The sequence below is a fragment of the Luteimonas sp. J29 genome, assembly GCF_000472505.1.
Lineage (GTDB): Bacteria > Pseudomonadota > Gammaproteobacteria > Xanthomonadales > Xanthomonadaceae > Luteimonas.
The window spans coordinates 562,944-582,268 of record NZ_AWZR01000001.1; the positions used below are offsets into that span (position 1 = coordinate 562,944).

24 protein-coding genes, 1 tRNA gene and 1 pseudogene are annotated in these 19,325 nt (G+C 73.1%); 23 read left to right on the top strand and 3 right to left on the bottom strand.

The features are described 5' to 3' along the window. The first annotated feature begins 50 nt into the window (after positions 1–50). The 12 genes from LUTJ29_RS0102455 (at position 51) to LUTJ29_RS0102510 (ending at position 9,252) form a co-directional block, all read left to right on the top strand. A complete protein-coding gene (locus LUTJ29_RS0102455) occupies positions 51–242 on the top strand; it encodes a CPXCG motif-containing cysteine-rich protein (RefSeq protein ID WP_027071154.1) in 192 nt (63 codons plus the stop codon). 240 nt (positions 243–482) lie between these two features. Then, a complete protein-coding gene (locus LUTJ29_RS0102460) occupies positions 483–839 on the top strand; it encodes an EF-hand domain-containing protein (RefSeq protein WP_144774346.1) in 357 nt (118 codons plus the stop codon). A gap of 106 nt (positions 840–945) precedes the next feature. After that, positions 946–1,683, top strand: a complete 738-nt coding sequence (locus LUTJ29_RS0102465; protein WP_027071156.1) for an HAD family hydrolase — start codon at positions 946–948, stop codon at positions 1,681–1,683. Beyond that, a complete protein-coding gene (locus tag LUTJ29_RS0102470; RefSeq protein WP_043740059.1) occupies positions 1,683–2,171 on the top strand; it encodes a hypothetical protein in 489 nt (162 codons plus the stop codon). The genes LUTJ29_RS0102465 and LUTJ29_RS0102470 overlap by 1 nt, the downstream gene beginning before the upstream one ends. Before the next feature lie 76 nt (positions 2,172–2,247). Continuing rightward, positions 2,248–3,144, top strand: coding sequence for an NAD(P)/FAD-dependent oxidoreductase (locus LUTJ29_RS0102475; RefSeq protein ID WP_027071158.1), 897 nt, complete (start codon positions 2,248–2,250; stop codon positions 3,142–3,144). Continuing rightward, on the top strand, positions 3,141–3,392 hold the full coding sequence (locus tag LUTJ29_RS0102480) for a hypothetical protein (RefSeq protein WP_027071159.1): 252 nt from the start codon (positions 3,141–3,143) through the stop codon (positions 3,390–3,392). The genes LUTJ29_RS0102475 and LUTJ29_RS0102480 overlap by 4 nt, the downstream gene beginning before the upstream one ends. A 194-nt stretch (positions 3,393–3,586) precedes the next feature. Then, the gene (locus LUTJ29_RS0102485) at positions 3,587–3,952 is read left to right on the top strand and encodes a helix-turn-helix transcriptional regulator (RefSeq protein WP_027071160.1); all 366 of its coding nucleotides are present in this window, start codon (positions 3,587–3,589) and stop codon (positions 3,950–3,952) included. After that, positions 3,949–5,277, top strand: a complete 1,329-nt coding sequence (locus LUTJ29_RS15875; protein ID WP_232221136.1) for a type II toxin-antitoxin system HipA family toxin — start codon at positions 3,949–3,951, stop codon at positions 5,275–5,277. Before LUTJ29_RS0102485 ends, LUTJ29_RS15875 begins: the two co-directional genes overlap by 4 nt. A gap of 51 nt (positions 5,278–5,328) precedes the next feature. Continuing rightward, a complete protein-coding gene (gene dusA / locus LUTJ29_RS0102495; protein WP_051322612.1) occupies positions 5,329–6,378 on the top strand; it encodes a tRNA dihydrouridine(20/20a) synthase DusA in 1,050 nt (349 codons plus the stop codon). A gap of 174 nt (positions 6,379–6,552) precedes the next feature. Beyond that, on the top strand, positions 6,553–6,936 hold the full coding sequence (locus LUTJ29_RS18940; RefSeq protein ID WP_027071162.1) for a hypothetical protein: 384 nt from the start codon (positions 6,553–6,555) through the stop codon (positions 6,934–6,936). A gap of 69 nt (positions 6,937–7,005) precedes the next feature. Next, entirely contained in the window at positions 7,006–7,692 is a 687-nt protein-coding gene (locus LUTJ29_RS0102505) for a response regulator transcription factor (RefSeq protein ID WP_027071163.1), read from the top strand. A gap of 135 nt (positions 7,693–7,827) precedes the next feature. Continuing rightward, positions 7,828–9,252: a sensor histidine kinase gene (locus LUTJ29_RS0102510; RefSeq protein ID WP_027071164.1), complete on the top strand. Its 1,425-nt coding sequence runs from the start codon at positions 7,828–7,830 to the stop codon at positions 9,250–9,252. A gap of 21 nt (positions 9,253–9,273) precedes the next feature. Here LUTJ29_RS0102510 and LUTJ29_RS0102515 read toward each other — a convergent pair. Both LUTJ29_RS0102515 and LUTJ29_RS0102520 read right to left on the bottom strand, forming a co-directional pair. Next, a pseudogene (locus tag LUTJ29_RS0102515) lies at positions 9,274–10,052 on the bottom strand (M90 family metallopeptidase). 8 nt (positions 10,053–10,060) lie between these two features. After that, positions 10,061–10,360, bottom strand: coding sequence for a hypothetical protein (locus LUTJ29_RS0102520; RefSeq protein ID WP_144774349.1), 300 nt, complete (start codon positions 10,358–10,360; stop codon positions 10,061–10,063). A 128-nt stretch (positions 10,361–10,488) separates the two neighbouring features. On the opposite strand from LUTJ29_RS0102520, the gene birA reads away from it, so the two are divergent. The 8 genes from birA to LUTJ29_RS0102560 all read left to right on the top strand — a co-directional run bounded on the left by birA (position 10,489) and on the right by LUTJ29_RS0102560 (position 15,655). Further along, on the top strand, positions 10,489–11,484 hold the full coding sequence (birA, locus tag LUTJ29_RS0102525; protein WP_027071167.1) for a bifunctional biotin--[acetyl-CoA-carboxylase] ligase/biotin operon repressor BirA: 996 nt from the start codon (positions 10,489–10,491) through the stop codon (positions 11,482–11,484). Then, the gene (locus LUTJ29_RS0102530) at positions 11,481–12,218 is read left to right on the top strand and encodes a type III pantothenate kinase (protein ID WP_027071168.1); all 738 of its coding nucleotides are present in this window, start codon (positions 11,481–11,483) and stop codon (positions 12,216–12,218) included. The genes birA and LUTJ29_RS0102530 overlap by 4 nt, the downstream gene beginning before the upstream one ends. Before the next feature lie 9 nt (positions 12,219–12,227). Further along, positions 12,228–13,004, top strand: a complete 777-nt coding sequence (locus LUTJ29_RS0102535; RefSeq protein WP_027071169.1) for an SPOR domain-containing protein — start codon at positions 12,228–12,230, stop codon at positions 13,002–13,004. Positions 13,005–13,047: 43 nt separating this feature from the next. Continuing rightward, positions 13,048–13,123, top strand: a tRNA-Thr gene (locus LUTJ29_RS0102540). Positions 13,124–13,263: 140 nt separating this feature from the next. After that, positions 13,264–13,845, top strand: a complete 582-nt coding sequence (locus LUTJ29_RS15880; protein ID WP_051322613.1) for a DNA-3-methyladenine glycosylase — start codon at positions 13,264–13,266, stop codon at positions 13,843–13,845. 81 nt (positions 13,846–13,926) lie between these two features. Further along, positions 13,927–14,850: an arginase gene (gene rocF / locus LUTJ29_RS0102550; protein ID WP_027071170.1), complete on the top strand. Its 924-nt coding sequence runs from the start codon at positions 13,927–13,929 to the stop codon at positions 14,848–14,850. Between the two features lie 162 nt (positions 14,851–15,012). Continuing rightward, positions 15,013–15,168, top strand: a complete 156-nt coding sequence (locus tag LUTJ29_RS0102555) for an entericidin A/B family lipoprotein (protein ID WP_027071171.1) — start codon at positions 15,013–15,015, stop codon at positions 15,166–15,168. Positions 15,169–15,454: 286 nt separating this feature from the next. After that, positions 15,455–15,655 carry a CsbD family protein gene (locus LUTJ29_RS0102560; RefSeq protein WP_027071172.1) on the top strand — a complete coding sequence of 67 codons (201 nt, stop codon included), beginning with the start codon at positions 15,455–15,457 and terminating at the stop codon, positions 15,653–15,655. 94 nt (positions 15,656–15,749) lie between these two features. On the opposite strand, the gene LUTJ29_RS0102565 is transcribed toward LUTJ29_RS0102560, so the two are convergent. After that, the gene (locus tag LUTJ29_RS0102565; RefSeq protein ID WP_027071173.1) at positions 15,750–16,535 is read right to left on the bottom strand and encodes a hypothetical protein; all 786 of its coding nucleotides are present in this window, start codon (positions 16,533–16,535) and stop codon (positions 15,750–15,752) included. A 110-nt stretch (positions 16,536–16,645) separates the two neighbouring features. On the opposite strand from LUTJ29_RS0102565, the gene LUTJ29_RS0102570 reads away from it, so the two are divergent. From LUTJ29_RS0102570 to LUTJ29_RS0102580, 3 genes are all read left to right on the top strand, one after another. Continuing rightward, positions 16,646–17,989 (top strand): tryptophan--tRNA ligase, encoded by a 1,344-nt coding sequence (locus tag LUTJ29_RS0102570; RefSeq protein ID WP_027071174.1) that lies wholly within the window; start codon positions 16,646–16,648, stop codon positions 17,987–17,989. After that, positions 17,986–18,297: a hypothetical protein gene (locus tag LUTJ29_RS0102575; protein WP_027071175.1), complete on the top strand. Its 312-nt coding sequence runs from the start codon at positions 17,986–17,988 to the stop codon at positions 18,295–18,297. The genes LUTJ29_RS0102570 and LUTJ29_RS0102575 overlap by 4 nt, the downstream gene beginning before the upstream one ends. 66 nt (positions 18,298–18,363) lie before the next feature. Beyond that, positions 18,364–19,302, top strand: a complete 939-nt coding sequence (locus LUTJ29_RS0102580) for an MBL fold metallo-hydrolase (protein ID WP_027071176.1) — start codon at positions 18,364–18,366, stop codon at positions 19,300–19,302. Positions 19,303–19,325: the final 23 nt, after the last annotated feature.

Sequence of the window (19,325 nt, forward strand, 5' to 3'; positions counted from 1 at the left end):
TGCATCATAGCTTCGATGCGGGCCGCCACCATCGCCCGCCGGGAGCCGGAATGGACCTGCAGCCGTTCGGACACGGCCATTGCCCCTGGTGCGGCGAACCGCTCGAGTTCGCACTCGACGCCAGCGGCGGCGACCAGGACTACGTCGAGGACTGCCAGGTGTGCTGCCGGCCGATCCTGGTGTCGGTCGCCTTCGACGCGGACGGCGAGGCGCGGCTGTCGCTGCGGCGCGAGGGCGGATGACGCATGCGCACTCGCGCGCATGCGCATGCGCCAACGCGTGCCCGCCTGGATGAACGCGCCTGCACTGCATCACGCATTCGCGCGGTGGTTCCTGAATCCCCGCAGGCGACGAACGCGATCTTAACTCCGGCCATGCGCCGGTCTTTATGCGTCCGCGGGCAAGGTGGCTGCGTGCGGAAGCGGACGACATGCACGACATGGACGCGATGCCGCGCACTTCCCCCAATTGCACTGGAGACCGTGATGAAGAATTCCCGCAAGCCGCTGTCCGGCCTGATCGCGCTGGGCGCCGCCCTCGCCATCCCGATGGCCTTCGCGCAGGACGCGACCACGCCGCCGCAGGACCCGGCGACGCAGGGTGGTGATCCGGCCCAGTCCACGGCCCCGGCCAGCAGCCAGCAGCCGCTGACGTGGGCGGACCTGGACGTGGACGGCAACGGCACGCTCAGCCGGACCGAGGCGTCGAGCCTGCCCTCGCTCGCCCAGGTGTTCGACCAGGCCGACGCCGACAGCGACGGCGAGCTGACCCCGGACGAGTACAAGGCGTTCGCGGCCGCGGCCAACGCGGGCCAGCCGCAGGACGGCGGCACCGACTGACCGCACTCGACGGTGAAGACCGCCGGACGCCCATCCCCCTGGCGTCCGGCCCATGACGGCGGCCACGTGGCCGCCGTCTTCGCGTCCGGGCGCGCATAATAGGCCCATGAACCCCGCCATCGAGATGGTCGGCTTCGACGCCGACGACACCCTGTGGCGCAGCGAGGACTATTTCCACGCCGCCCAGGACGAGTTCGAGCAGATCGTCGCGCGCCACGTCGACCTTGCCGACGCGCGCGTGCGCGAGCGGCTGTACGAGGTCGAGCGCAGCAACATCGCCGTGTTCGGGTACGGCGTGAAGGGCATGGCGCTCTCGATGGTGGAGGCCGCCGTGGACATCACGGGCGGCCGCATCGCCGCGCGCGACCTGCACCGGGTGGTGCAGATCGCCAAGGACATGCTGCGGCACCCGGTCGAGCTGCTGCCCGGCGTGCGCGAGGCGGTCGAGGCGGTGGCGGCCGAGCACCAGGTGGTGCTGATCACCAAGGGCGACCTGTTCCACCAGGAAGCGAAGGTGCGCGACAGCGGCATGGCCTCGCTGTTCCGCCGCATCGAGGTCGTGAGCGAGAAGGACATCGCCACCTACGCGCGGCTGATGGAGGAGTTCGGGATCCGCGCCGACCGCTTCGTGATGGTCGGCAACTCGATGCGCTCGGACATCGTGCCGGTGTTGCGCCTGGGCGGCTGGGGCGTGCACGTGCCCTACCACCTGACCTGGGAGCACGAGAACGAGGCCGACGACGTGGCCGGGCACCCGCGCCTGCGCCACGTGGCCACGGCCGCGGACCTGCCCGCGGCGCTGCGCGACATCGTGGCGTCGGCGGCGCCTGCGCCGGTGGCGTGATGCGGCCACGGCACGGGCACGCGCTGGCGCTGCTGGCCCTGGCCCTGGCCGCACCGGTGGCGCTCGCGCAGGAGGCGCCGGACGCCGCGCGCCAGGCGCCGGCCGATGCCGCGCCGGCGGGCACCGGCGATGCCTGGATCGACCCGCGCCTGGACGACATGCAACGCTACGCCGCGCGCTACCGCGACGCCTTCGTCGACGAGATCGTGCGCTACCTCGAGGCGCCGCGGGAACTGGTGGTGGAGGCCCTGGACGGCGGCATGCCCGCGGGCGACGTCTACTACGCCTGCGCCCTGGCGCGCGTGTCCGGCCGCGCCTGCCGCGGCGTGGTCGAGGCCTGGCGCGCGGAGGGCGAGGGCGGCTGGCCCGCGGTGCTCGAGCGGCTGGACCTGTCCCCGCGCGAGCTGCACCCGCGCGTGCGCGAGGAGATCCGCGCCAGCTACCGGCGCTGGGCGCGGCCCGACGACCACCTGCGTCCGCGTCGCTGATCCCGCCCGCGGCGCTTCTCGCCGCCTTGACGCCGTCCCGGGCGAGGATGGCGGCGGACCAGGCGCGGGAGCAGGCATGATCGACGTGGCCATCGTGGGCGGCGGGCCGGCGGGGCTGACCGCCGCGCTCTACATGCGCCGCTTCCACCGCTCCTGCGTGGTGTTCGACACCGGCGAAAGCCGCGCGCGCTGGATCCCGGAGAGCAACAACTGCCCCGGCTTCCCCGGCGGCGTGGGCGGGCGCGAGCTGCTGGAACGGCTGCGCCGCCAGGCCGGATCGGTGCAGGTGGGGTTCGAGCCGCTGGCGGTGGACCGGATCGCCGCCGGCGACGACGAAGGCGCGTTCTCGGTGGAGGCCGGCGGCCGCCGCTGGCAGGCCCGCAAGGTGATGCTCGCCACCGGCCTGCGCGACCGCCTGCCGGGCCCGTGGGCCGAGGACGCGATCGCCTGCGGCGCGCTGCGCCTGTGCCCGATCTGCGACGCCTTCGAGGCCAGCGACGCGCACATCGGCGTGTACGGCCACAGCCGCGACATCGGCTCGCACGCGACCTTTCTGCGCGCCTTCTCGCGGCGGGTGAGCGCGCTGCCGTACGACGGCGGCGACGGTGGCGAAGACGGGGAGGCCGCACGCGCGGCCGGAGTGCGCTGGCTCGGGGCGGGCGAGCTGGAGTTCAACGGCGCGCGCTGCCGCTACCGCAGCGAGGGCGAGGTGCTGGAGCCGGACACCGTGTACTCGTTCCTCGGCTTCACCACCTCGGTGCCCGTCGAGGGGCTGGCGCTCGAGCGCACCGGAGGCGGCGAGATCCTGGTCGACCACCACCAGCAGACGCAGACGCCGGGGCTGTACGCGATCGGCGACATCGTCGGCGGCCTCAATCAGATCGCCGTGGCGGTGGGCCAGGCGGCCGTGGCCGCCACCCATGCCCACGGCCAGCTGCCGGAACTGGCGCGCGGCGCGCCGGGTGGCCCGTGAACCCGGACTGGATCGGCTGGGCCGCGTCGGCCGTCCTGCTCGCCACCCTGGTGCGGCAGATCCGCAAGCAGGTGGCCGACGGCACCGGCGCCGGCGTCTCGCGCTGGCTGTTCATCGGCCAGAGCGTGGCCTCGGTGGGGTTCATCGCCTACAGCGTCCTGCTCGACAACTGGGTGTTCATCGTCACCAACAGCTGCATCCTGCTCACCGCCATCGCCGGCCAGTGCCTGCGGCCGAAGCAGGACTGAGCGGTGCGGTCCGCGGTGGGGCGATGGGCCGGCGCCGCCGCCGCGCACCCGTCTGGATCTGTTTATGTCCTCTATAGGAGACTTTATATGGAATATGCGAATTAAAGGATCATATAGGAGATGCAATTGCATGTGTGTCGAAAAGGGTCTATAGATGGGCCTGTCGATTCGCATGGCGGGGCAACGGCTCCGATATGGGCTTCAAGAGCACTGAACCTGCAACCACCATCGACGCCGCCCTGCTGGCCTTGGGCGAGCGGGTGGCCCGGCTGCGCCTTGCCCGCAACCTCACCCAGGCCCAGGTCGCCCGCGAGGCGGGGATCGCGGTGAGCAGCCTCAAGCGCATGGAAGCCGGGGGCAATACCTCGCTCGAGACCCTGCTGCGGGTGCTGGGCGTGCTCGGCCTCGAACGCCACCTGCTCGAGGCGCTGCCGGATCCGGCGGTGCGCCCGGTCGAACGCGTGCGCCTGGGCGGACGTGAGCGAAAACGCGCACGGCCCGCCGTCGCCGACACGCCCAGGGCCAGCGAATGGGCCTGGGGCGAGGAGGACGGCGGGTGACCGATGCGACGGTCCGCCTCTGGGGCCGCGACATCGGGGCGGTGAGCTGGCTCGAGGACCGCCAGCACGCGGTGTTCCAGTACATGCCGGAGTTCGTCGGCAGCGGGATCGAGCTGGCGCCGGTGATGATGCCGCTGCGCGCCGAGCCCTACGCCTTCTCGAGCCTGCCGCGCGAGTCCTTCCTCGGGCTGCCGGGCCTGCTCGCCGACTCCCTGCCCGACCGCTTTGGCAACGCGCTCATCGACGCTTGGCTGGCGTCGCGGGGACGCCCGCCGGGCAGCCTCGACCCGGTCGAACGCCTGTGCTACATCGGCACCCGCGGCATGGGCGCGCTCGAGTTCCGGCCGACGCTGGCGCGCGGCGCCGCGGCCACGCGCACCGTGGAGATCGATGCGCTCGCCCGCCTGGCCGACGCCGTGCTCAACGACCGCCTCGGCCTGGCGGGCGAACTGCGCGGCGGCGACGACCAGGACGCGCTCGAGGACATCCTGCGCGTGGGGACCTCGGCCGGGGGCGCGCGGGCCAAGGCGGTGCTGGCGTGGAACCCGGAGACCGGCGAGTTCCGCTCGGGCCAGGTCCGCGCCGGCGAGGGCTTCGGCGACTGGCTGCTCAAGTTCGACGGCATCGCCAACAACCGCGACCGCGAGCTGGCCGACCCGCAGGGCTTCGGCCTCGTCGAATACGCCTTCCACCTGCTCGCGGTGGCGGCCGGCATCGACATGGCCGAATGCCGCGTGCACCGCGAGGGTGGCCGCGCGCACTTCATGACCCGCCGCTTCGACCGCGACGCGGCCGGCCGCAAGCTGCACATGCAGTCGCTGGCGGCGATGCGCCACTTCGACTACAACGCGCCCGGCGCGCATTCCTACGAGCAGGCGGTGGAGACGATCCGCATGCTCGGCCTGCCGCGCCACGACCTGGAGCAGCAGTTCCGGCGCGCGGTGCTCAACGTGCTGATCCGCAACCAGGACGACCACGTCAAGAACATCGCCTTCCTCATGGACCGCAAGGGCGAGTGGCGGCTGTCGCCCGCGTTCGACGTGGCCTACGCGCACAACCCCGACGGCAACTGGACCAACCGCCACCAGATGAGCCTGGGCGGCAAGCGCGACGGTTTCGAACTGGCCGACCTGGTCGCGTTCGGCGGCTACTGCGGCATCAAGCCGCCGGCCGCGCGCGCGCTGGTCGAGGAGATCCACGCCCAGGTCGAACGCTGGATGGAATACGCCGGGCGCGCCGGCGTGCCGGAGGCGATGGCGGCCCGCATCGATCGCGGATTGAGGCGCGGCATCGTGGCAGGCGGCGGGTCAGGGCGGGGCGTGTAACCTTGTTCGCCTTGCGGAACGCCGCCGGCGGCCGCCACGACACGACGCAGCATGGATCCGAAGCCCGAACGCGACGCCATCGCCCCGCCGCCCGCGCGCGCCCCGCACGTGGCCGCGGCCGCGCGCCTGTCGGTGGCGCCGATGATGGACTGGACCGACACCCACTGCCGCGTCTTCCACCGCCTGGTCGCGCCCGGGGCGCTGCTGTACACGGAAATGGTCCACGCCAATGCCGTGATCCACGGCGACCGGGCCAAGCTGCTGGCGATGGATCCGGTCGAGCATCCGGTGGTGCTGCAGCTCGGCGGCAGCGAGCCGGCGCTGCTGGCGCAGGCGGCGGCGATCGGCGCGGGGCACGGCTTCGACGCCGTCAACCTCAACTGCGGCTGTCCGTCCGACCGGGTCCAGGCCGGACGCTTCGGCGCCTGCCTGATGCGCGAGCCGGCGCTGGTCGCCGGGTGCGTGGCGGCGATGATCGAGGCGGTCGGCGCGCTCGAGCGCCCGATCCCGGTCACGGTGAAGTGCCGCCTGGGCGTGGACGACGACCACGACTTCGACCGCTTCATCGGCTTCATCGACCAGGTGGCCGCGGCCGGCTGCCGCACGTTCGTGGTCCATGCCCGCAACGCCTGGCTCAAGGGCCTGAGCCCGAAGGAGAACCGTGAAGTGCCGCCGCTGCGCCACGACTGGGCGTACCGGCTCAAGCGCGAGCGGCCGGGCCTGGAAGTGGTGCTCAATGGCGGCATCGCCAGCGTCGACGCGGTCCTCGGGCACCTGGCGCAGGTCGACGGCGTCATGCTGGGGCGCGCGGCCTACCACGATCCCTACACCCTGCACCTGGCCGACGCCGCGCTGCGCGGGGTCGCGCCGCGCCCGCGCGCCAGGCTGCTGCGCGCGCTGCAGCCCTACGCCGAGGCCCAGCTGGCACGCGGGGTGCCGCTGCGGCACCTCACCCGGCACATCCTCGGCCTGTTCCACGGCCAGCCGGGCGGCCGGGCCTTCCGCCAGGTGCTCAGCGAGGGCGCGCACCGGCCGTGCGCGGACTGGGCCCTGGTCGAGCGCGCCCTCGCCGCCACCGAGCGCACCGCGGCCGCGGCCTGACCCGCCGTGGATGGTCGCCGGCGCGGCCCGGCCCTGCCATCCGGCCGTCCCGGTCCGCCCGCCATGAACGCCGGCTGGGCGGTGAAGGAAAAGTTAAGGCCTGTTCACCGCGGGCCGCCAAGAATGCGGGTCCACCCCAGCAAGAGCCCAGGCGCGCCTGCCCAGCGTTCCGCCATGACCCTGCCGCCCGTCCGCCCGTCGATCCTCGCGCTCGCCCTCCCGGTCGTCCTGTCCGTGCTGGCCTGGCCGGGCGTGGCGTGGGCCCAGGATCCACCGCGGGACCGTTTCGAGCAGCGCCGGGACGACGTCCCGCGCCGCCAGGCCTCGCCTGCCGGCCGTCCCGGCCACAACCGCGACGCCCTGTCGGACTCGGTGCGCCGGTTCGAACGCGACCATCGCGGCAGCCGCGTCCTGAGCGTGGAGCGGATGCAGTCCGACGGCCGCGACGTGAACCGGATCAAGGCGATGGACGATCGCGGCCGGGTCCGGGTGTACGTCGACGACCCCCAGCGCCGCCCGCCGCCGCGCCGCCCGCCTACACGCGACGACCACGACTGACGCCGCATTCTGTTCAGGAAGTCGGGGCCACACTGGCCCGATCCTGAACTGACTGAACGGAGTGGCTGCATGCGCATCCTGCTCGTCGAAGATGAAGCTCCCCTGCGTGAAACGCTCGCCGCTCGCCTGAAGCGCGAAGGCTTTGCCGTGGACGCGGCCCAGGATGGCGAAGAGGGCCTGTACATGGGCCGTGAGGTGCCGTTCGACGTCGGCATCATCGATCTGGGCCTGCCCAAGATGTCGGGCATGGAACTGATCAAGGCCCTGCGCGACGAGGGCAAGCAGTTCCCGGTGCTGATCCTGACCGCGCGCTCGAGCTGGCAGGACAAGGTCGACGGCCTCAAGCAGGGCGCCGACGACTACCTGGTCAAGCCGTTCCACGTCGAGGAGCTGCTGGCCCGGATCAACGCCCTCGTGCGCCGCGCCGCCGGCTGGAGCAAGCCGCTGCTCGAATGCGGCGCGGTGGTGCTCGACCTCGCGGCGCAGACCGTCACCGTCAACGGCCGCAACGTCGACCTGACCAGCTACGAGTACAAGGTGCTCGAGTACCTGATGATGCACGCCGGCGAACTGGTCTCGAAGGCCGACCTGACCGAGCACATCTACCAGCAGGACTTCGACCGCGACTCGAACGTGCTCGAGGTCTTCATCGGCCGCCTGCGCAAGAAGCTCGACCCGGAAGGCACGCTCAAGCCGATCGAGACCGTGCGCGGCCGCGGCTACCGCTTCGCCATCCCCCGCAACGGCGAGTCCTGATCCGTCGCGCGGCGCGGCCGCGTCCCGGCGCGCCCGCCTCACGGGGCGGGTGCGTGGCGGGCCGCGCGATCGTTTATCGTGGGCGGCCATGCGCATCCGCCGCCGCCCGACGCCGCATGATTCCCTCCTGAGCCGATGAGCAGAGGCACGTCCACGCGCGAACTGCCCTGGCGCCCGCGCTCGCTGCAGGCGCGCCAGCTGATGGCCGCGAGCCTGGGCCTGGTCGCGTTCCTGGCGCTGGCCGGCTACGCGCTCGACCGCGCGTTCCAGGACGTGGCCAGCGAAGGTCAGCGCGACCGCCTGCGCAACTACGTGCTGGCCTATGCGGGCGAGGTCGAGTTCCTGCGCAACGGCGAGCTGTACGTACCCGACAACGGCCCGGACGAGCGCTTCGACCGCCCCGGGAGCGGGCTGTACGCCGAGATCGTGCTGCCCGACGGCAGCTGGGTGTCGCGTTCGGCGTCCGGCCCGCAGCTGCCGCCGGCGCCGATGCTGGGCGGCGGCGAGGAGAAGTTCGAGGGCCCGCTGGAGATGGTGCGTGCCGACGACACCCCGGGCCACGTCTACCGCTACGGCATGGGCATGATCTGGGCGCCGGACGGCGCCAGTCCCGAGTCCGAGTTCCCGTACACCATCTACGTGATGGAGGACGCCGGGACGGTGCCGCGCCAGGTGCGCGTGTTCCGCGCCGCGCTGTGGGGCTACCTCGGCGTGGCCGGACTGATCCTGCTGCTGCTCCAGACCCTGGTGCTGCGCTGGAGCCTGTGGCCGCTGCGCAAGGTGATCGACGAACTGGTCCGGGTCCAGCGCGGCCAGGCGCACCGGATGGGCGAGCACCATCCGCGCGAGCTCGAGCCGCTGACCGACAGCATCAACGCGCTGATCGAGAGCGAGCGCCAGAACCTCGAGCAGCAGCGCAACACCATGGCCGACCTCGCGCACAGCCTGAAGACGCCGCTGGCGGTGATGCGCGCGCGCCTGGACTCGGGCGCCAGCGAGCAGGAGTTGCGCGAGGAGGTGGCGACCCAGCTGCAGCGCATGACCGACCTAGTGAGCTACCAGCTCAGCCGCGCGTCCGCCTCGGGCCACACGCTGTTCGCCGCGCCGATCGAGATCGAGCCGCATGCCGAGGCGCTGGTCCGCAGCCTGGAGAAGATCTACGCGTCCAAGGGAGTGATCTGCGAGTTCGAGATCGATCCGGCGGCGCGCTTCCATGGCGAGCCGGGCGACCTGCAGGAGCTGCTCGGCAACCTGATCGAGAACGCGTTCAAGTGGGCGCGCGCGCGGGTGCTGCTCACGGTCAAGCCGGGCGCCACCGCGCCCAACCGGCGCCCCGGCCTGCTGCTGGCGGTCGACGACGACGGCCCCGGCATCCCGGAAGAGCGCATCCCGCTGGTCCTGCAGCGCGGCGTGCGCGGCGACGAGCGCGTGCAGGGCCACGGCATCGGCCTGTCGATCGTGCAGGACATCGTGCGCAGCTACCGCGGCGAACTGTACGTCGGGCGATCGGAGGAGCTGGGCGGGGCGCGCTTCGAGGTGCGGCTGCCGCCGGGGCTGTAGCGCTCCTGAGACCGCGGAGGTTCAGGCGCCGCAGGCCGTGCCTTCCGAAGGCGAGCGTCCGTAGAAGCGTTCCAGGTGCGCGGCCACCCGCGGGAAGCACGCGCGCAGCAGCTCCGGGTCGCTGAAGTGGTATTCGCTGCACACGGCGAAGAATTCTTCCGGGGCTTCGGCCGCGTAGGGGTCGATCGCCACCTCGCCGCCGGCGTCGACCTCGGCCACGAGCCCGTCGTATGCCTGCTGGAAGTCGCGCGCCCATTGCCGCTGCCAGTCGCGCGGCAGCGGCGGGGTGCCGTCGAGCACGCCGTCGAGCGCGTCGAGCTTGTGCGCCATCTCGTGCACCGCCACGCAGAAGCCGGCGTGCGGATCGTCGAGGTCGGCCTCGACGTCCGCCCAGGACAGTACCAGCGGGCCGTTGTCCCAGGCTTCGCCCGCCAGCTCGTCGTCCCACTCGTGCAGCACGCCGGCGGCATCGACGTGGCTGCGGTTCACCCGGAACGCATCCGGGTACACGATCAGCTGCGTCCAGCCGTGCAGTCCTTCGGCGCCGAATTCGAGCAGCGGCAGGCAGCACAGCGCGGCGAGCGTGGCGCGCCGCAGCGGGTCGAGCTCGAGCGGCTCGATCGGCGTGATCGCCTTGCGCTGCAGGAACAGCGTGGCGAGCTCGCGCAGCCTGCGCGCGCGCGCAGGTTCCAGCGCGGCGATCCACGCCACGCGCGCGGCCACCTGCTGCCAGGTGGCCTCGTCGATCGGATCGGGCGTGCGGCCCAGCAGCCGCCGGATCAGGCCCGCGGGCACGCCAGGCGTTGCCTCAGCGGATCATGCCCGGCAGGAAGCTGTGCCAGCGCGGCGGACGGGTCGTGGTGCTGGTCTCGGCGCCGCGGCGCGCCGGTGCGGAGCGCGTGGCGGGCGGCGCGGCCGCCTTCTTCTGCGTGCGGACCAGTTCCGCCTCGGTTTCCTCGGCCTCCGCGTCCGCGGAGAGCGGACACGCGCCTCCGCTGCCCCCGTTGGCATCCATCATCGCAGGCTGGCGGGCGGCCACGGGAAGGGCGGCGAACGCCAGCAGCAGGCACAGCAGCGGACGGATTCGGGTTCTCGTTCCTGGAGCCATGGCAACCATCCTTCGGCAGTTGTTGCGGCGGCAACAGCTCACTATACACGGGCCGGCCGCGCTGCGGGCACGCCGGCCAGCGCCTTCCGATCCCCGATAATCCCGGCCATGACCCGGGCCGATCCGCCATGACCACCTCCGCCGACCGTGCCCTCCTCCTGCGCCTGGGCGAGGGCCCCGTCTCCGGCGACGCCCTGGCGCGCGAGGCCGGCCAGACCCGGGCCGCGGTGTGGAAGCGGATCCAGGGGCTGCGCCAGGCCGGGCTCGCGATCGAGGCCCGGCCGGGGACCGGCTACGCCCTGGCCGAACCGGTGGACCTGCTCGACCCCGGCCGGATCCGGGACGCCCTGCCGGCAGCGGCGGCCGCGGAGATCGACACGCTCGAGGTCGCCTGGACCCTGGAATCGACCAATACCGAACTGCTGCGACGCGCCCAGCGCCCCGGGGTGCAGGTCCTGCTCGCCGAGCGCCAGAGCGGCGGGCGGGGTCGCCGCGGCCGCAGCTGGGCTTCGCCGCTTGCCGCCAACCTGTACCTGTCGGTCGCGCGCGCGTTCGAGGGGGGGCTGGCGCGCCTGGGCGGGCTGAGCCTGGTGGCGGGCGTCGCGGTGGCCGAGGCCCTGCGCGGGCTGGGCGCCGGCGAGGTGGGACTGAAGTGGCCCAACGACATCGTGGTCGTCGGCGCCGACGGGCTGCGCAAGCTCGGCGGCGTCCTGGTCGAAGGCGGCGGCGAGCACGCGGGCCCCGCGCGCGCCGTGGTCGGCATCGGGTTGAACGTGCGCATGCCGGCCGCGTTCGCGGCGGGCATCGACCAGCCCTGGACCGACCTGCGCGCGCTGCTCGACCCGGTCCCCGCGCGCGACGCGGTGGCCGCCGCGGTCCTGGCTGCGCTGGTCCCGGCGCTGGCGCGTTTCGACCGCGAGGGGCTGCCGCCGTTCCTGCCGCGTTACGCCGCCTGCGACGTGCTCGCGGGCGCGCGGGTGCAGGTGCTGTCCGGTGCCGAAGTCCATGAGGGCGTCGCACTCGGGCCGGCACCCGACGGCGCGCTGCGGGTGCGGACGGCCGCGGGCGAACGCGTGTTCCATTCCGGCGAGGTCAGCCTGCGGCGCATGGAGCCTGCGCGATGACCACCTGGCTGTTCGACCTCGGCAATTCCCGGCTCAAGCTCGCGCCGCTCGACCACGCGGGCCGGGTGGGCGAGGTGCAGGCGATCGCGCACGACGGACGGGAGTTCGGGCCGGGCTGGCGCGAGCGCCTGCCGCAGCGCTTCGAGCTGGCGCTCGTGGCCAGCGTCGCCGCGCCCGGGCTGCGCGTGGCGCTGTTCGACGCGCTCGTCGCGCGCTGCCGCCGGATCAGCCTCGCCACCACCCAGCCGCGGTGGGCCGGGTTGCGCATCGCCTACGCCGAGCCGTCGCGCCTGGGCGTGGACCGGTTCCTGGCCATGCTCGCGGCGCACGCGCGCGGCGGGCCATGGCTGGTGGCAGGGGTCGGCACCGCACTCACGGTGGACCTGGTCGACGCGGCCGGTCGCCACCACGGAGGCCGCATCGCGCCGTCGCCCTCGCTGATGCGGCAGGCCCTGCACGAGCGCGCCGCGCAGCTGCCCGCCGGCGGCGGCGCGTACCGCGAGTTCGCCGCCGACACCGTCGATGCACTCGAATCCGGCTGCACGGGCGCGGCGCTCGGGCTGCTCGCGCGCAGCCAGGCCGAGGCCGCGGCGGCCTGCGGCGCGCCGGTACCGGTGCTGCTGCACGGAGGCGGGGCGCCGGCGCTGCTGCCGCATCTGCCGCGGGCGGTGCATGCGCCGTCGCTGGTGCTCGAAGGACTGGCGCGCTGGGCCGCGCCGGCAGCGACCGCCTAGAATCGGCCGATGCCGACCCGCGCCCTGATCGTCCTCCTGGTGATCCTCAACCTCGGCGTCGCGCTGTGGTGGGCGACCCGCGCGGACCCGCCGCCGCCCGTCGACGCGCCGCTGCCGGCGGGCGTCGAGCCGCTGCGCCTGCTCGGCGAAGCGGCGCCCGGCGTGGCGCCTCCGGCCGCGACGGCGGCGCCCGCGCCGACCGGCGACGCGGACGCGCCGGACGACGCCGGCGCGGACGGTGCGGGCGATGTCGTCGTCGCGGCGGCGGACGTCGCGCCGGCGGCGCCGCAAGCGCCCGAAGCGCCCGCGCCGGAACGTTGCCTGCGCCTGGGTCCGTTCGGCGACGCCGACGCCGCCCGCGCCGCCGCCGATGCCGTGCGTGCCTCGGTGCTCCGCCTGGCGGTGCGCGGGCTGCCCGACACCTCGCGCGGCTGGGACGTGCGCATGGCCGGCCTCGCCGACCGCGCCGCTGCCGACGCGATGGCCGCCCGCCTCGTTGCGGCCGGCTTCAGCGATCACTACCTGCTGTCGCCCGACGCGGATGGCCGCATCGACATCGCGCTCGGGCGCTTCAGCAACGAGGACGGTGCCCAGCGCCAGCGCAATGCGCTGCGCGAAGCCGGCTTCGAGGCGGTGGTCCTCCCGCTCGGCGACGAGGGCAAGCTCCAGCACTGGCTGCACGTGGCGATCGAGGCGCAGGCCGACCCGGGTGCGCTGCGGCGCGCGGCCGGCGCCACGCGTTCGGCCCGGGTCGACTGCGCCACGCTGGGACCGGCGGGCGGCTGACGGCCTTGGGCTAGAATGCAGGCGTCCGGCGCTGGCCGTCGTCGCCGCTTTAGCTCAGCTGGTAGAGCAACCGCCTTGTAAGCGGTAGGTCGTCCGTTCGAATCGGACAAGCGGCACCACCCCGCGCACGCGGTGCCCGCGCCGCATCCCGGCGCCGTGCGTTGACGCGAAGCGCACGGCTGCCGCCACAGTCTGCCCACATGCACGCGATGCCGCCCGTCCACGATCCCGCAGGCGCACCCGGCCGGGAGCGGGGGCGGTGACGGCGCGCCGCCTGCCGCCGGGATGGACGCCGGTGCCGCGTGCGTTCTATCGCCGCCATCCGACCCTGGTCGCGCCCGAACTGCTCAACAAGCTGCTGGTCCGCGACGACGGCCGCGCAGGGCGCATCGTCGAGGTCGAGGCCTACGCCGGCAGCGAGGATCCGGCGGCGCATTCGTTCCGCGGCATGACCGCGCGCAACGCCACCATGTTCGGCGAGGCCGGGCACCTGTACGTGTACTTCAGCTACGGCCTGCACTGGGCCGGCAACGCGGTCTGCGGCGAGGTGGGCGAGGGCGCGGGCGTGCTGCTGCGCGCGATCGAACCGGTGGCCGGCATCGAACGCATGCGCGCGCTGCGCCCGGCGGCGCGTCGCGACCGCGACCTGGCCAACGGCCCGGGCAAGCTGGCGCAGGCGATGGGCCTGGACCGCAGCCACGACGGGGCCGACCTGGTGCGCGGCGACCGCGGCGTGTGGATCGTCAGCGACGGCACGCCACCTCCCGCGAACCCGCGCGTGGGGCCGCGCGTGGGCATCTCGCGCGCGGTCGATTTTCCCTGGCGGTGGCGCACGCCCTGACGCGCGTTGAGTGCTGCGTCGCGCAAGCGGCGATGGCCCGCCCTCGCTAGACTGGTGCGAGGCCAGAACGGAGTCGCATGCATGCCCGCACCCTATCCACCCGTCTCGATCTTCGGCGTCCCCACCGACGTCGGCGCCGGCACCCGCGGCGCCTCGATGGGCCCGGAGGCGTTGCGGGTGGCCGGGCTGGGCGAGGCGCTGGCCGCACGCGGCGTGGACGTGGTCGACACCGGCGACGTGTACGGGCCGAAGAACCCGTGGCGCGGCCCGGTGGACGGCTACCGCCACCTCGACGAGGTGGTGGCCTGGAACCGCGCGGTCTACCAGGCCTCGAGCGACATCCTGGGCGCGGGCCGGATGCCGGTGATGCTCGGTGGCGACCACTGCCTGGCGATCGGTTCGATCGCGGCCGTGGCCGACCACTGCCGCCGCGCCGGGCGGAAGCTGCGCGTGCTGTGGCTGGACGCGCACACCGACTTCAACACCAGCGCGATCACGCCCTCGGGCAACATCCACGGCATGCCGGTGGCGTGCCTGTGCGGCATCGGTCCGGACGCGCTGACCGGGATCGGCGCGCACGTGCCCGCGATCGCGCCGGCGCAGGTGCGCCAGCTCGGCATCCGCTCGGTCGACCAGGACGAGAAGCGGCTGGTGAAGGAGCATCGGCTCGACATCTACGACATGCGCTACATCGACGAGGTCGGGATGAAGCAGGCGATGGAGCAGGCGCTCGCGGGCCTCGACGCCGACACCCACCTGCACGTGAGCTTCGACGTCGACGTGGTCGATCCGGAGATCGCGCCGGGCACCGGCACCCCGATCCCCGGTGGCGTGAACTACCGCGAGGCGCAGCTGATCATGGAGATGATCGCCGATACCGGCCTGCTCGGGTCGCTCGACATCGTCGAGGTCAATCCCGCGCTCGACGCGCGCAACCGCACCGCCGAGCTCGCGGTGGACCTGGTCGAGAGCCTGTTCGGCAAGTCGACGCTGATGCGCGACTGACCTTCGCGTTGACGCGCCGGCGACATCGATGAATGCCGCGCGCGCCGCCGCACGGCGGCCCCGGCCTGCGGAGTGGTTTTCAACGTGGATTTCACGGCTGTCCGCGTGAGATGGCGCCGACGCTCGCGGGACCGCCGCGATCGCAGTTCCAGGAGAATCCACATGAAGCGTTTGATGGCCCTCATCCTGATCGCCCTGTTCTCGGCCGGCACGCTCAGCGCGTGCAACACCGTCAAGGGCGTGGGCAAGGACGTCGAGAAGGTCGGCGACAAGATGCAGGACGCGGCCGACGACACCGGCGGCACCGATCCGCGCTGAGCGCGGAGCGATGCGGACCCGAAAGACCGGCGCGAGCCGGTCTTTTCTTTATGCCCTCCGGTATCCGGGGTGCGCCGCGGCGCCGGTGGTCCAGAAGCGACTGGCCACGCTGGCCGCGCATCGATCGCCCGCACGGGCGCAGGTGCGCGCGTGTCGGCGAAGCGCGTGAAGTCCCGGATTACGAATCCTTGATCCTCCCGTGATGCGCGGTGGCCGATGATGCGATCCATCGGCACGGGGGAGGCATTCCGCGCCGATGACTTCCCCTACCAACAGGAGCGACGACATGAACAAAGACATCATTGCCGGCAAGTGGACGCAGCTCAAAGGCCAGGCCCAGGCGAAGTGGGGCGAATTGACCGACGACGTGTTCGACGTCGCCGAAGGCGACAGCAAGTACCTCGCCGGCAAGCTCCAGGAGCGTTACGGCTGGGAGCGCGACCGCGCCGAGCGCGAGGTGCGCGAGTTCGAGAAGACGCTCAACTGAGCCACCTCGAACCGTGGCCCCGGCGCTGCGCCGGTGGCCAACGGGTGCATTCGGGAAGGGCCGGCATTGCCGGCCCTTCTTCGTTCCGCGGGATTCACCATGCGCCGGGCGGGTCCGGCACGAACCTGCCGGGGAAGGCCTGCGGGCCAAGCGGGCGCGCGGGACGTTGCGCGTGCTGGCGCGGGATGATGCCGCGCGAGGCCAGCGCCCACGGCGCGTCGTAGCGCAGTTGGGTGACCTGCACCGGCTCGCGCGTCGCGCGTACGAACGATGCCTGGCCGACGGGCGACCACTCGCGGGGGCCGTGCCCGGTGCCGATCTGCCGGCGCGCGCGCGACTCGCCCGCATGGGCGTCCGCCCGCGGTGCGGCCGGCGCGGGCGGCGGCGCGGACTTCGCCTCCGCGCGTGCGATCGGAGGCGGCGACGGACGCGGTGTCGCACGTTCGCGGAACACCGCCACGCCGATGGTGCCGACGTTGTCCGGGCGCCCGGTGCGCGCGGCGTAGCTGTCGTCGAGCGACGTGAACACGAACGCGGCCACGTCCTGCCACGACTTGCGCCAGCCCTCGATTTCGGCGCTCTGCCAGGGCTCGAGCACGTAGCCCGACTGCGACGGGTGCGCCGTCTCGCCGCTGATCGCGTTGATGCCGTCGATCGACAGCACCGCCAGCACCCGCTCGCCGCTGGTGTTGGTCAGGCGCACCGCGTAGCGGTGGCCGGGCGTGCCGGCCACCCAGGTCTCGCCCCGGGACCGGTAGCCGGGCAGCCAGTGGCCCTCCTCGCGGTCGACGACGTCGATCCGGACCAGGGACGCGGCAAGCGCCGGCGCAGACGGCAGCAGCAGGCACGACGACATGAGCAGGGCGGTCAGGCGTTTCATGGCGGCACCTCGTATCGGGGTCCCCCATGCCAACGCGCGGGTGCGCCGGACGGGGTTGGACCGGCGGCGGGGTAAACTTCAGGCCCCGCCCGCCAGCCTCGCGCCGCGCAATGCCCGATTCCCCCATCCGCGTCCTGACCGGCATCACCACGTCCGGCACCCCGCACCTCGGCAACTACGTCGGCGCGGTGCGGCCGGCGATCGCCAGCAGCCGGGCCCCGGGTACCGAAAGCTTCTTCTTCCTGGCCGACCTGCACAGCCTGATCAAGGCCCAGGAGCCCGAGCGCACCCAGCGCTCGACGCTGGAGATCGCCGCCACCTGGCTGGCCGCCGGCCTGGATCCGGCGCGGGTGTGGTTCTACCGCCAGAGCGACATCCCCGAGATCACGGAGCTCACCTGGTTCCTGACCTGCGTCGCCGGCAAGGGCATCCTCAACCGCGCCCACGCGTACAAGGCGGCCGTGGACCGCAACCGTGTCGAGGGCGAGGACGACGACGCCGGCGTGACCGCGGGCCTGTTCATGTACCCGGTGCTGATGGCCGCGGACATCCTGATCTTCAATGCCCACAAGGTGCCGGTAGGGCGCGACCAGGTGCAGCACATCGAGATGGCGCGCGATTTCGGCCAGCGCTTCAACCACGTCTACGGCCGCGAGTGGTTCACCCTGCCCGAGGCGGTGGTGGAGGAGCACGTGGCCACGCTGCCCGGCCTGGACGGGCGCAAGATGAGCAAGAGCTACGGCAATACCATCCCGTTGTTCGCGCCGCCGGAGGAACTGCGCCGGCTGGTGTTCTCGATCGTCACCGACTCGCGCGCGCCGGGCGAGCCCAAGGACACCGAAGGCTCGGCCCTGTTCCAGCTCTACCAGGCCTTCGCCAGCGGGGAGGAAACGGCCGCCTTCGCCCGCGCCTACGCCGAGGGCATCGGCTGGGGCGAGGCCAAGCAGCGCCTGTTCGACCTCGTCGAGCGCGAGATCGCGCCGCTGCGCGAGCGCTACCTCGACCTGGTCTCCCGGCCGGGCGACATCGAGGACATCCTGCGCGACGGCGCGCGCCGCCTGCGCGAGCGCTACGCCACGCCATTGCTGGCGCAGCTGCGCGACGCGGTGGGCCTGCGCGACCTGTCGAAGCTGCGCATCGACGCGTCCGCGTCCGCGACCGCCGATGCCGGGCCCGCCGCGCGCCCGGCGCCGCCGGTGTTCAAGCAGTACCGCGAGGCCGACGGGCGCTTCTATTTCAAGCTCGTGCAGGGCGACCGCGTGCTGCTGCAGAGCCACGCGTTCGAGGCGCCGCGCGATGCGGGTCAGGCGATCGCCGGCCTGCGCCGCGGCACGCTGGCGCTCGCGCAGGCGCCGGCCGCGCTGGGCGAGGGCGTCACGGAGCCGGAGGTCCAGTCCGCACTGGAGGCGCTGGCCGCCGCCGACGCCGAGCGCGCCGCGAAGGAGAAGCCGTGAATCCGCTGGTCGAACTCAACCTGACCCTGATCCTGTTCCTGCCCTGGTTCGCGATCCTGGCGACGCTGTACTGGCTGTTTCCGCGCCAGCCGCGTGGCGCCGCGCGCCTGGCCTACGACCTCGTCACCCTGGCGCTGGCCGTGGGCGCGTTCCTGTGGAGCGTGCACTGGGCGATCGGCTACGCCGATCCGGGCTATGGCAGGCTGTGGCCGCAGATCCTCGCCACCGCGGTGGGCTACGGCGTGTTCCTGGCCGCGCTCGCGGTCGCGTTCGCGGTGCGGCGCGTGGTGCTGCGCCGGCCGGGCTGACGCGGGTCGACCGCGGCCGGCGCATCGGCCACACTTCGTCGGTCAGTCCAGGCAGGGAACCGCGCCATGCCAGCCGATGGCATCACCCTCATCGATACCGGCTACATCCGCCCCCACCTGTGCGCGGCCTACCTGGTGCACGGCGAGCGCGGCCGCGCGGCGCTGGTCGACTGCGGCACCGCGACCTGCGCCGGGCGCGTGCTCGAGGCCATCGATGCCGCCGGGGTGGCGCGCGAGGCGGTCGACTGGCTGCTTGTCACCCACGTCCACCTCGACCACGCCGGCGGCGCCGGGCCGCTGATGCGCGCGCTGCCCAATGCCCGGCTGGTGGTGCATCCGCGCGGCGCGCGCCACATGGTCGATCCGGAGAAGCTGATCGCGGGCGCGAAGCAGGTCTATGGCGAGGAGATGTTCGCCCGCGACCACGCCGGGATGCTGCCGGTGGACGAGGCGCGGGTGGTGGTGGCGGAGGACGGCCACGTGGTCGAACTCGCCGGACGCCCGCTGCTGTGCGCCGACACGCCGGGGCACGCGCTGCACCACTACAGCGTCTGGGACGCGGACACGCGCAGCTGGATCGCGGGCGACGCCTTCGGCCTGTCCTACCGCGAGTTCGACAACCACAACGGCGCCTTCGCCCTGCCGACCACCTCGCCGGTCCAGTTCGACCCGGAACAGATGAAGGCCTCGATCCGGCGCCTCGTCGCGCAGGGCCCGGCCGCGATCCGCATCGCCCACTACGGGGTCGTCACCGAATGCGCGCGGATTGCCGACGATCTGGTTGCCCAGGTGGACGCGATGGCGGCGATCGCCCGCGGCGTGGACGGCGCGCCTGACCGCCACGCGCGGATCGTCGAGGGGCTGACCGTGCTGTGCGTGGAGCGCGCGGCCGAACACGGCGTCGACGCGCCCGAGCGCATGGTGGCCGAGGTGCTCGGCGGCGACATCGAGATCAATGCCCAGGGCCTGGGCGTGTGGCTCGACCGCCTGGCCAGGGCCAGCTGAGCCCGTTCCCGTCCAATGCCGGA